This window comes from Patescibacteria group bacterium, assembly GCA_028707065.1.
Taxonomy (GTDB): Bacteria; Patescibacteriota; Patescibacteriia; order Patescibacteriales; family WJLG01; genus JAQTUZ01.
Genome location: JAQTUZ010000003.1, coordinates 63044 through 75367, shown reverse-complemented (window position 1 = coordinate 75367; position 12324 = coordinate 63044). Strand labels below are relative to the sequence as shown.

The window sequence follows — 12324 nt, the reverse complement described above, 5'->3', positions numbered from 1 at the left end:
TGTATAATATAAACATTAAAACTTTATTTGCTAAAATATGTCTGACTCTTCAAAAAAAGCCAAAATTTTAATCGTTGAAGACGATGAGTTCCTGCTGAACATTTATGAAACGGTTTTCACTAAAGAAGGTTTTGAAGTTCAAACGGCAATGAACGGCGAGGACGGGTATCGGGTAGCGGCTGTTTTTTTGCCTGACGTAATGCTTTTGGATATAATGTTGCCCGGCGAAATGAACGGTTTGGCGGTTTTAAAAAAGCTGCGAGAAACCAAAAAAACCGAAAAAATTCCGGTAATGATCATCAGTAATCTGTCTGACGACAAGACCATCAGCGAGGGTATGGCCCTGGGCGCCAGCGGCTATTTCACCAAATCGCAATTCAATCCCGACGACGTCGTCCGCAATGTCCGCACCTTGATCAAATAGCGTTAATGATCTGATAATCGTCTAACTCATCGCATTTAACGGGCATGTCTGATCGTGATCACAAAAATTTACCGGCAGGACTCTTTTTTATTTTTGCCCAAAATCAATTTTTTATATTATGTTCGGCTTAAAAAATAAACAAAAAACATCCGGTTTTGACGTGGCAAAAATAAGGAAGGATTTTCCGATCTTGAAGCGTAAAATTTACGGAAAACCCCTGGTTTATTTTGATAATGGCGCGACCACGCAAAAGCCGAAAATCGTTATCGGCACCGTCAATGAATTGCACGCGAAACACAACAGCAATATTCACCGGGGAGTTCACTATTTAAGCGAACAGCTGACTATCAAATATGAATTGGCCAGAGAAAAGATCAGGGCTTATCTGAATGCCGAATCTGTCCAGGAGATAATTTTTACCGCCGGGACCACGGCCTCCATTAATTTAGCGGCATATTCTTTCGGCGAGGCATATGTGAAAGAAAACGACGAGATCATCGTCACCGAAATGGAGCATCACAGCAACATTGTTCCCTGGCAGATAATGTGCCGGCGCAAGGGCGCTAAATTAAGAGTAATTCCTTTCAACGACCAAGGTGAATTATTATTGGACGAATATAAAAAATTGATCAATTCCAAAACCAAACTGGTAGCCGTCGTCCACGTTTCCAATTCTCTCGGTACCGTAAACCCGGTCAAAGAAATTACGGCCATCGCTCATAAAAATAATATTCCCGTCTTGGTCGACGGGACGCAGGCGATCCAGCACGGACGCGTCGATGTCCAAGATTTGGACTGCGATTTTTACGCTTTTTCCGGACACAAAATATACGGGCCCACGGGAATCGGAGTTTTATACGCCAAAGAACGCTGGCTGAATGAAATGCCGCCTTATCAGGGCGGAGGGGATATGATCGATCGGGTGACTTTTGCCAACACTACTTACGCCGATTTGCCCAACAAATTTGAAGCCGGCACCCCGAATTACATCGGCGCCATCGGCTTGGGCGCGGCTTTGGATTATATTTCGAACCTAGGATTGGATAAAATAGCGGATTATGAGAAAAAATTATTGGCTTACGCGACAGCGAAACTTATGTCCGTACCCGGATTGAAAATTTACGGAACGGCGGAGAAAAAAACTTGCATCCTGTCCTTTTTGCTGGATAACACCCACCCTTATGATGTGGGAATTTATTTAGACCGGATGGGCGTTGCCGTGCGCACCGGCCATCATTGCACGCATCCTCTCTGGGCGCATTTTAAAACCGAAGGATCGGTCCGCGCTTCTTTGTCTTTTTACAATACTTTCGCGGAGATAGATTGTTTTTGCGAAGTATTGGAAAAAATCAAGGCGATTTTTGAACAAAGCCAGGCTGTTCCCGCGATGAAAATTTCAGGCACGACCCGGGAAGCGCAAGAAAAAATCATTGGCGAATTCAAGCCTTTCGGCGATTGGACGGATAAATACGCTTATTTGGTCAGATTGGGGAAAAATTTGCCTCCGCTCGATCAGAAATTTAAAATCAAGGACAATTTGATCAGAGGCTGCCAGGTGAATACCTGGTATCATTCGACCTTTGAGAATGGCAAGATGTTTTTTCAGGTTGACAGCGTCTCTTTCGTGATCAAAGGATTCATCGCTCTATTGCTGGAAGTTTTGTCCGGGCGCATTCCGGACGAGATCGCGGATGCCGAATTGTATTTTTTTGACGCGATTGGATTGAAGGAAAATTTTTCACCGCTGCGCGCCAACAGCCTTTGGAAATTAGTCAATCGGATGAAAGCCGATGCCGCCTCTCGCAGGGACTGCCACTGAATGCTGTATTCGGCCTAAATCTCCAAAATTCGGCAAATTTGTTTTAAAATTTTTTAGCTGATAAACCATATCACCAAAAAAATTTTAAAACAAATTTGGCTCGAATTTTGTAAATTTATGCTCGAAAGAGCATTCAGCGACAGTCCCATAAAGAAATTTAAAATTTAATCATCATAATTTTATGAACACCTGCTCGATTTATGATAAATCTTTGCGATTTTCCCGAGCCGTTTATGGCGGCTTAACCGTGGTCGCTTTTTTAATTCACGGTGAATGGCTGCTTTTGCTCGTCTGTGTTTTAATGGCCCTGGGAACTTTTTCCCTGAAGCTTAATCTTTTCTATCAGCTTCATTATTTGGTTTTTGTAAAAATGGGAAAAAAAAGTTCGGCGCCGATCCAGAAGGAATCGGGAGAATTAAGTTTTGTTTCCGGAATGACGGCCATGCTGCTTTTTATCGGTTTTTTATTGATTCATTTTAATATCTATGCTGATTTTGCCTGGATTTATATTCTAGTCGTGGCTTTCTTGATATTTTTGGCTTGTTTTGTCGGTCTTTGTCTGGCTACTTTAATGTATGTTTTTTTCAAAAAGATCTTTAAGAAGCAGTAATGAAAAAAGATAAAAAAATTCAAAGAGAAAAAATAGGCGGACCCGGGTATATCAATAAAAATTGCTGGTTAGCCAAAACCCTTAATTATTCGCCATATAGCCGCTGTCAATATTGCGAATTAGAATTTCGCAAGTGTCTTTTTTTACAATATCAAATTATCAGCTTAGCCTTGATTGGTATTTTCCTCATCCTCTTTTTTCTAACTGAAAGAAAGATTACGGCGTTAGTGATCATTTGTGTTTTTACTTTTGTGATCGTTTATGGTTATGTCTTGAATAAAAGCACGGACCGGATCATTAAAGCTAATTTTGCCCAAAGAAAAGCCAGCCAGGCTCTCGAGGAATTGACCGAAAAACTTGAAGAGCGAGTCAAAGAACAAACCGAGGACATCAAGAAAAAAGCCGCCGAACTGGAAGAAAAAAACACCAATCTCAATAAGCTGCTGGAAGTCAAGAATGAATTTTTGCGCGTGGTCAATCATCAGCTCAATACGCCGGTATCGATCATTAAGAATTCCATTTTTATGATCAAGTCCGGCGCGTTTTCTTTGGAAAAAGGCTTGAGCTTCGTCGATGAAGGCGTCAAAAGGATGGAGGAAATTTTCACTGATTTTTGGAAAGCTTTTTCCTTTGAGGGCGAAGGAGTGAAATTGGATTTGCGGGAAACAAATTTGGAAGAAATCATCGGCAAGTTGGTGGATAATGCCAATAATAATTCGCCGGTAGTTAAAGAGCGGGGATTGAAGGTGGAAGTTGAAAAGAATTTTGACATTCCCAGGATTAAAAGCGACCCTAAACAAATTACCCAAGTGGCCAGCAATTTATTGGAAAATGCCATTTCCTATACCAATTCCGGCTCGGTGGCGATCACTTTCGGATTGATCGGCAACGAGTTTTTAAAAATTTATATTCAAGACAGCGGCTGCGGCATCGATTTCGAAGATCAGGGAAAATTATTTGAAAAATTCGTCCGCGGCAAGCGCGCGGTGCACGAACGCCCGTCCGGTTCCGGACTGGGACTTTATATCGCCAAAAAAATCGTGGAAGCCAATGGCGGCGAATTGAAACTGGAAAAATCCGAAGTTGGAAAGGGCTCGATGTTCAGCTTTACGGTGCCGATCTGGAGATGAAAAATTCCCCTCTCGAGAGGGGTGGACCGCCGCCTCGGCGGGACGGGGTGTGTTAAAATGATTTGAAAGATGCTATTAGTTAATTAGTTGATTAGGTACTTAGTTGTAGTAAAATTAAATTTAAATATTTTTTCAATATAGAACTGCTATCATTGGCAGTTTTTTAATATATTATTGACAAAATAATTAATTTTGGTAAACTTTAATTAGTACGTTTTTTCGGGGTACGAATCCCCGGTGCCGAAAGCGGTAAATAAATAGCCTCTTAGGCGCCCAATTCAGTGGTTCGGGACATTAGCTGTGTAGTTTTATCATAATTTCGGGGTACAAATCCCTGATGTCGAAGAACGTTTCGGCATGAGCCACGCCAGGCCACTTAGTCTTTTAAAAAAAGACTCGGTGGCCTTTTAAATTTGGATTAACAAAAATCCGCAGCCTGCGCCGCGGATTTTTTAATACTGTCATTGCGAGCGGAACGAAGTGAAGCGAAACAATCCCGTGAATACTATTCTCGGCGGGATTGCTTCGTCGTCTCCCTTCGGTCGACTCCTCGCAATGACAAAACTATTTAACGCTCAAGAGTACTTTGTTTTCGATGCCCAGATCGATCGTTACTTTGTCGCCGTCCTTGATCTTGCCCTCGATGATTTCCAAAGACAATTCATCGAGAATGCGGTTTTGGATCAGGCGTTTTAACGGCCGGGCGCCATAAGTGATGTCAAAGCCTTCGTCGGAAAGCATTTTTTTAACCTTATTGCTGATCTTGAGGGTAATATCTTTATTACGCAAACGATTCTGGACTTTTGCCAGTTCCAAATCGACAATGCGTTCCAGAGATGCTTTATCCAAGGAATGGAAGACGACAATCTCGTCGATGCGGTTCAAAAATTCCAATTTGAAATGATCTTTGAGCTTCTTGTCGATCTGTTCTTTCATATCCTTAAAGCCGATCTCGCGTTCGCTTTTGCCATCTTCGGAATCGCGGAAGCCGATCGAGAATTTCTTGATGATCTCATTGCCCAGATTGGACGTCATGATCACGATGGTATTCTTGAAGTTGACCATCCGGCCTTTGGAATCGGTAATGCGGCCGTCGTCCAGAATTTGCAGCATAATATTAAAGACTTCCGGATCGGCTTTTTCCATTTCATCGAATAAGATGACCGAATAGGGGCGGCGGCGGATCTTTTCCGTCAATTGTCCGCCTTCTTCATGGCCGACATAGCCGGGCGGCGAGCCGATTATTTTGGCGACCGAATGCTTTTCCATATATTCGCTCATATCGATCCTGATCAAGGCGTTTTCGTCATCGAACATAAATCCTGCCAGCGCTTTGGCTAATTGGGTTTTGCCAACGCCGGTCGGGCCGACGAACAGAAAGGAGCCGATCGGATGGCTTTCTTCGTTGATACCGGCGCGGGAACGCCGTATCGCTTTGGCGATCGCACTGATCGCTTCGTCCTGGCCGACGACTTTTTTCTTCAATTCATCTTCCAGATGCGTTAATTTTTGCGTTTCCGACTCGAGCATTTTGGAAAGGGGAATGCCGGTCCAGCGGGCGACGACCTTGGCGATATCTTCTTCATCAACCTCTTCTTTCAGGATCGATTGGCCGCTTTTTTGGATTTCCGCCAATTCTTTTTCATTCTTTTTCACTTCTTTTTCCAAAGCCGGAATTTGGCCGTAGCGGATCTCGGCGACTTTCATCAAGTCATCGCCGCGGCGCTCGGCGATCTCGGACTGGATTTTCAGTTCATCGATTTTTCTTTTTGATTCGCGGATCTTGGAAATAGCCGATTTTTCATTATTCCAATGCAGTTCCAATTGATTGGCTTTTTCTTTCAGCTCGGCCAGCTGCTTATTTATTTCAGATATTTCCGGCGAAATTTTTTCTTTGCCTTTCGTCAGGCTCATTTTATTTATTTCCAAATGGCGGATTTCTTTTTTCATTTTTTCCAGATCTTCCGGCGTGGAATCGACTTGCATCCGCAAAGCCGAGGCGGCTTCGTCCATTAAATCCACGGCTTTATCCGGCAAGAATCTGTCAGTAATATAACGAGATGACAATTTCGCGGCCGCGATCAAAGCTTCGTCGGTGATCCTGATGCCATGATGGACTTCATATTTTTCCTTGATGCCGCGCAAAATATCGATTGTATCTTCGACCGTTGGTTCAGCCACGTAAATCGGCTGGAAACGTCTTTCTAAGGCTTGGTCTTTCTCGATATATTTTTGGTATTCTTTGGTAGTGGTGGCGCCGATCGCCCGGATTTTGCCGCGCGCTAAGGCCGGCTTTAACATATTAGAAGCGTCCATCGCTCCTTCCGAAGCGCCGGCGCCGACCAAAGTATGCAATTCATCGATAAATAAAATTACGCCGCCGTCTTGCGATTCGATTTCTTTAATAACCGCTTTAAGGCGTTCTTCAAACTCACCGCGGAATTTCGCGCCGGCGATCAGCGCGCCCAGGTCAAGCGAAACGATTTTTTTATCGCGCAAATTTTCCGGCACATCATTAGCAATTATTTTTTGCGCCAGTCCTTCAACGATCGCGGTTTTGCCCGTGCCGGCATCACCGATCAAAACCGGATTATTTTTAGTGCGGCGAAGCAAGACTTGCATAATGCGGCGGATCTCCGTATCGCGGCCGATGACCGGATCAAGTTTTTTTGCTCGGGCCAATTCAGTCAGATCAACGGTATATTTTTCCAAGACGCGGTATTTCACTTCCGGATCGGGCTCAGTGATATTTTTTCCGCCTCGCAACTCGGTTAAAATTTTCAAAATATTTTCATATTCCAAACCCGCCTTCAATAATATTTCTTGAGCCTGGGTTTTAATGCCGATCAAAGCCAATAGAATATGTTCAGTAGAAATAAATTCATCCTTCATCTTGTCAGCTTCCTTTTTGGCGCGTTCCAGAACAAAAGCCGCTTCGGCTGAACCGGAAACCGTGCCGACACCGCCTTCGCCGAAAGCATTGGAGCCGCGGGTGGTTGATTTACGCAGTTTTTCAATCGCATCAAAAACATCATCCCGGACTTTATCCGGATCGATCTGCGCCTTTTCCAAGATCGGCTTGACCAGGCTTTCGTCCTGGTCCAAGAGGGAAGCGAGCAGATGCAAAGCTTCGATATTTTGCTGGCCATATTCCTGAGCGATTATCTGGGCGTTAATAATGGCTTCTTGAGATTTGGTCGTGAATTTATTGAACATATTATAATCAATTATAAATTATAAATTATGAATTAGTTTTGTATTTAGCACTCGGAATAGGGGAGTGCTAATATAAATATAGGGTATTTATAAAATATTGTCAAATCATATCCTTGACAAAAATTTAGTATTTAGTTAATATTAACAAAAATTCTTTTTCCAGTTAATTTTAACAATGGAGGCAGCTCGATGCGGCACGCAAAGATCCGGATTAATTTGCAAGAAGAATTTGGCGAAATGTTAAAAAAAGTCGAGGCTGGCGAGAAGCTGGAGGGGATCAGCTTAACGCAGTTCAATAAGTTTCAGTTGATGTTTGCCGGTACTAATAGATCGGATTTCTTGACACTTATTGAAGCCGGCCAGAAGCTCATTAAAAAATAGCATTTAAAACAGCCCGGTTTATTGGTAAAACCGGGTTTTTTGTTGGCAATTTTAGGTTTAACCGATATAATGAAATTATGGAAACAATCTCTATTTTAGGCATCAAAATAACAAACCTGGACAGGGAAAAACTGCTTTTGAAGGCCAAAGAATTTTTGGCCGGAAGCGGGCAGCATTTTATCGTCACTCCCAATCCGGAAATCATCATGGCCGCCGACCGCGACGAGGAGCTTTTTTATATCTTGAACAGCGCGGATTTGAGCTTGGGCGACGGGATCGGTTTGAAGATCGCCAGCTGGCTTAACGGCAAAAATTTACCGCGGATCACCGGAGCGGATTTCAGCGCTGATCTGCTTGATTTGGCAGCGGCGGAAAAGACCAAGGTCGGGGTATTGATCTGGAAAGGCGGCTTGTCGAAAAAAAATGAAGTCGAAGACGCCTTGCGCTTAAAATATCCAACGCTCGATTTTATGGTCGAGAGCATCGGCCGCGAAACTGACACGATAGTAGGCGATAAATTCTTGAATTACGGCCCAGTGATCGTTTTAGTGGGTTTAGGTTTCCCCTGGCAGGAAAAATTTATTTTTCATAATATCAAGAAAATTCCGTCGGCGAAAATCATGATGGGCGTGGGCGGCACCTTTGATTTTATGACCGGCCGCCGCAAGCGGGCGCTGAAAATAATCCGTTTCATCGGGATGGAATGGCTTTGGCGCTTTTTTTTCAATCCGCAGGTCGTGGGCCAAAAAAGATCAGAGCGGATCAGGAACGCGATCTTTATCTTTCCCTGGGAATTTATCAAAAGAAAAATTTTCTACCCGTTTTTTTATCGCCATAATGTCGCTTGTCTTTTGTACAAGAAAGAGGGGGATAAGTATAAAATTTTGATCGTCGAGCGGCAGAACGAACCGGGTCATTGGCAATTGCCCCAGGGCGGCACGGACCGGGAAAGACTGCTCGTCGCGGGAGCGAGAGAATTAAGTGAAGAGATTAATTCCGATAAATTCATCGCCAAGCGAGTTTTTAAAGATGTCTACCGCTATAAATTCGGCAATCGTCCGGGCGAAACCAGCATGCAGGCCAAGACCCGCCGCAAGCACACCGGCTTCAAAGGCCAATCACAGGGTTTATTCATCGCCGAATTCACCGGCCGCGATGAAGATATTAAGATAAATTTTTGGGATCATTCGGCCTGGAAATGGGTCGACTCTGACAAATTGGTCGATTCGGTCCATCTGATCCGCAAGCGCTCGGCCCAGCGCTTCCTTAAAAAATTCAAAGAATTCGTCAAACAGAAATAACGGCTTTTTATAGTAATTAAAGGATATGAAAAAGCGCCATCGTCATTGATAGCGCTTTTTTGCTGCCCTTGCGGGTTAGGAAATGAAATGAACTTTGCAGTCCAGGGAAATTATCGACATCGCTAGTCCGACAATCGCAACGACTAATATCATCGTCACGAATATCGAAGCGCAAATCGCTTCATTCTGGACTTCCGATGGCGGTATGCCCGAGTTGGAACTTTTTGCGCGCCGTTTTTGCAAATTTTTGATTCTGGCGAAATACGCCTTGCCTTCGGTAAAGTATCCCAAAACAGCAAAAGCGACGAGAAACAGGCCTAAGATGAGGAAAAATGAAGACATGGAACCTCCCCTAAAAAATGTTTTATTGGACTTGAAATGATAAGGTGCGATGAAATTAAAAAAACATCATAGCATTTAAATAATATTTTGTCAATACAAATTTTTTCTAATCCTCGCCCTTTATTTTTCTGCAAATTATGGTAAGATAAAAACATAATTTATCACCTTTTTCGATATTATGTCCGACAAAATCAGATTAAGATTCGCCCCGTCGCCGACCGGTTTTCTGCATATCGGCAGTTTGCGCACCGTGCTTTATAATTATCTGATCGCCAAATCGTTGGGCGGAATTTTATTTTTGCGCATCGAAGATACTGATTCAAAAAGAGAGGTGGAGGGCGCTGTTGAAAAATTGATTGAGATTTTGGACTGGGTCGGGATAAAATTCGATGAAGGTCCAGGATCTATCCGCGGCACTACGAATGCCGCCCATCCGAATGAGAATAAGGATGTTGGAGATTACGGCCCATACATTCAATCACGGCGTTTGGATATCTATAAAAAATACACTCAAGAATTATTGGCCAAGGGCGAGGCTTATCCTTGTTTTTGCACCGAAGAAAGATTGATTAAGATGCGCGCCGATGCCGAAGCGATGAAAAAACCGCCGCGCTATGATCGCGCTTGCCGGGACTTGAGCAAAGAAGAAGTTGCTAAAAGGATCGCGGCCGGAGAAAAATATGTCATCCGCCACAAATTGCCCGTTGCCGGAGAAATTACCGTGCATGACGAATTGCGCGGCGATATAAAATTCAATCTGGTTGATCTGGATGATTATGTTTTGATAAAATCGAACGGCATACCGGTTTATCAATTCGCCGTGGTTGTCGATGATCATCTGATGGAAACAAGCCATGTCGTCCGCGCCGATGAATGGATATCGTCTTTGCCGAAAAATATTTTGCTTTACAAATCTTTCGGCTGGGAAGCGCCGAAATTCATCCACTTGCCTTTGGTTTTGGATAAGAACGGCGGAAAATTGAGCAAGCGCAATAATGATGTTGCCGTGGAAGATTTCCGCGCCAAGGGTTATCTGCCGGAAGCTTTGCTGAATTACAACGCGCTTTTGGGCTGGCATCCTGCCGGCGAGAAGGAAATTTTTTCCATGGATGAGGCAATCGCGGAATTCAAATATCAGGATATCGGGACTAGCCCGGCGGTTTTCAGCGCGGAAAAGCTGGATTATCTGAACGGAATCTATATCCGCAAGAAGGAATTGCCGGAATTGATCGCTTTGTGCAAACCGTATCTGGAAGAGAATCTTAAATTAACCTCTAATGAACATAAAAAATCCGATCAATTCGTCGGCAAGGTCATCGCCTTGGAACGCGAACGGCTGAAAAAATTGTCCGAAATAGGGGAGCATACCAAATTCTTTTTTGTGGACAATCTGTCATACGATAAAGCGATGCTGGTTTGGAAAAAATCAACGCCCGAAAGCGCGCGCGCTTCGTTGGAAGATTTATTGAAAATTTTGGAGGCAATCGTTGATGCCGATTGGGAAACGGAAAAAATAGAGGAGATCGTGGTTAAATATATCAAAGATAATAATAAAGGGGTGGGGGATTATCTCTGGCCGATGCGCGTGGCGCTAACCGGCGAAAAAGCCAGCCCTTCGCCGTTTGAGATGGCCGATGTTTTAGGCAAGTCCGAAACCATCGATAAAATAAAGAAGGCGATCGCAAAACTTTAAGGAAGGGAGCGATTGAAAAACATGAGCAAAATAAAACTAAGACGATATCGGACTTCGGATCAAGATACTGTTTTACGTTTGCATGTCGAGGGCTTGAAACAAACCGAAAGTTTTCTTGATGACCCGAAGTATAATCAGGATTTTTCCAACATCAAAGAAATTTATTTGAATAACCGGGGCGAATTTTTAATGGCAATGCTCAATGATGAAATAATTGGCATGGGCGCTTTAAGAAAAATTAATGAGCAGACGGCGGAAATCAAACGGATGCGAGTTGACCTAAAATATCAAAGGCAAGGAATCGGTTCCACAATCCTGGATCGTTTGATTGATCGGGCTCGCGAATTGGGCTATGAAAAAATCATTCTTGACACTAACACTAATCAAGCGGCTGCCAGGCGGCTTTATGAGAAATATGGTTTCAAAGAATATAAGCGAGGCAGCGTTGCTCATTTACAAACAATTTATTATGAACTTATTTTCTTGATTTAGCCATTTAGCCTAAGATAAGGAGGTTGTGATGATTAAAACAATTTGCCGGTTTTTCCGGTATTTAAGAAACAGGCACGCCGTTCTTGAGATCGTTCTGGAGCGGTTAAGGAATGACCTCGATTGCTGGTATCCGGTTATGTATCTTGGCGAATTTTTTATCTATACCGGTGATAGCGACGCCCTGGAAAACCGTCGGCCAATACTCGAGATAGGCACTTTTTTTTGTTACATCTATCTCCCGCGGGCCAGATATCGGTTCTTTCTGCCGTTAGCCGGGAAAGAGATCGTTGACCATTTAATCCCGGGCAGTGATTTCAACCAACGGATAGCTGAGTTTATCCGGTTCAGCCCGTTTTCAAACCTGTCTTTAAACGACTAAGATTTCTTTTGCGGATAAGCTCCCATGACAATTATCGGGGGCTTTTTTATTTGGGTAAAAATGGTATAATAGTATTAAGTATTATGTATAATGTATTAAGGATCTTGTATCTGGCACATTATACATAATACATTATACATGATACAAAAATGATTTCTTCAAAAAGCTCAAATTTAACTTTAGGCGGCATTTTTTTTAGTATTCTGATGGATATTTTTTTCTTTCCGTTCTGGTGGTATTCCCTTGGTCTTTTTAAGATTATCAAAAATTTGGCGAATTTCGTCGCTGATAAAGAAAAATCGCTGGCATTGCTAGTCTGGATAAAAAACATCTTCGTGCCGATGTATGGCCAGCGCGATATCCAGGGCGCGATCATCAGTTTTTTTATCCGGCTGGCCCAAATTATTTTCCGCAGCGTAATTTTGATTTTCTGGATCATCATCGCCCTGATCGTTTTTTGGATCTGGTTCTTGGCGCCGATTTTGATAATTTATATGATCGTGTGGCAGATTACGGCGAAATAGGAATAATTTTATT

At 43.2% G+C, this 12324-nt stretch carries 12 protein-coding genes and 1 pseudogene; 11 read left to right on the top strand and 2 right to left on the bottom strand.

Translation table 11 applies throughout. The annotated features are described in order from the left end of the window. Positions 1–37: 37 nt before the first annotated feature. From PHE24_01985 to PHE24_01965, 5 genes and pseudogenes are all read left to right on the top strand, one after another. Entirely contained in the window at positions 38–424 is a 387-nt protein-coding gene (locus PHE24_01985) for a response regulator (protein ID MDD4901883.1), read from the top strand. 118 nt (positions 425–542) lie between these two features. Then, positions 543–1787, top strand: a pseudogene (locus PHE24_01980) (cysteine desulfurase). A 24-nt stretch (positions 1788–1811) separates the two neighbouring features. Further along, complete coding sequence (locus PHE24_01975) at positions 1812–2243, top strand: SufE family protein (GenBank protein ID MDD4901882.1); 432 nt, start codon at positions 1812–1814, stop codon at positions 2241–2243. Positions 2244–2424: 181 nt separating this feature from the next. Next, positions 2425–2853 carry a DUF4395 family protein gene (locus PHE24_01970; protein MDD4901881.1) on the top strand — a complete coding sequence of 143 codons (429 nt, stop codon included), beginning with the start codon at positions 2425–2427 and terminating at the stop codon, positions 2851–2853. Next, positions 2853–3983: a HAMP domain-containing sensor histidine kinase gene (locus tag PHE24_01965; GenBank protein MDD4901880.1), complete on the top strand. Its 1131-nt coding sequence runs from the start codon at positions 2853–2855 to the stop codon at positions 3981–3983. The genes PHE24_01970 and PHE24_01965 overlap by 1 nt, the downstream gene beginning before the upstream one ends. A 564-nt stretch (positions 3984–4547) precedes the next feature. On the opposite strand, the gene PHE24_01960 is transcribed toward PHE24_01965, so the two are convergent. Beyond that, positions 4548–7199, bottom strand: a complete 2652-nt coding sequence (locus tag PHE24_01960) for an AAA family ATPase (protein MDD4901879.1) — start codon at positions 7197–7199, stop codon at positions 4548–4550. Between the two features lie 189 nt (positions 7200–7388). Between PHE24_01960 and PHE24_01955 the strand changes: the two genes are divergently transcribed. Continuing rightward, complete coding sequence (locus PHE24_01955; GenBank protein ID MDD4901878.1) at positions 7389–7580, top strand: hypothetical protein; 192 nt, start codon at positions 7389–7391, stop codon at positions 7578–7580. 77 nt (positions 7581–7657) lie between these two features. Next, positions 7658–8881, top strand: coding sequence for a WecB/TagA/CpsF family glycosyltransferase (locus PHE24_01950; protein ID MDD4901877.1), 1224 nt, complete (start codon positions 7658–7660; stop codon positions 8879–8881). A gap of 75 nt (positions 8882–8956) precedes the next feature. Here PHE24_01950 and PHE24_01945 read toward each other — a convergent pair whose 3' ends face one another. Further along, positions 8957–9223, bottom strand: a complete 267-nt coding sequence (locus tag PHE24_01945; protein MDD4901876.1) for a hypothetical protein — start codon at positions 9221–9223, stop codon at positions 8957–8959. A gap of 178 nt (positions 9224–9401) precedes the next feature. Between PHE24_01945 and gltX the strand changes: the two genes are divergently transcribed. From gltX to PHE24_01925, 4 genes are all read left to right on the top strand, one after another. Continuing rightward, positions 9402–10916, top strand: a complete 1515-nt coding sequence (gltX, locus tag PHE24_01940) for a glutamate--tRNA ligase (protein ID MDD4901875.1) — start codon at positions 9402–9404, stop codon at positions 10914–10916. A gap of 21 nt (positions 10917–10937) precedes the next feature. Continuing rightward, positions 10938–11408 (top strand): GNAT family N-acetyltransferase, encoded by a 471-nt coding sequence (locus tag PHE24_01935; GenBank protein ID MDD4901874.1) that lies wholly within the window; start codon positions 10938–10940, stop codon positions 11406–11408. A gap of 28 nt (positions 11409–11436) precedes the next feature. Continuing rightward, positions 11437–11787, top strand: coding sequence for a hypothetical protein (locus PHE24_01930; GenBank protein ID MDD4901873.1), 351 nt, complete (start codon positions 11437–11439; stop codon positions 11785–11787). A 149-nt stretch (positions 11788–11936) separates the two neighbouring features. Beyond that, the gene (locus PHE24_01925) at positions 11937–12311 is read left to right on the top strand and encodes a hypothetical protein (protein ID MDD4901872.1); all 375 of its coding nucleotides are present in this window, start codon (positions 11937–11939) and stop codon (positions 12309–12311) included. Positions 12312–12324 lie beyond the last annotated feature (13 nt).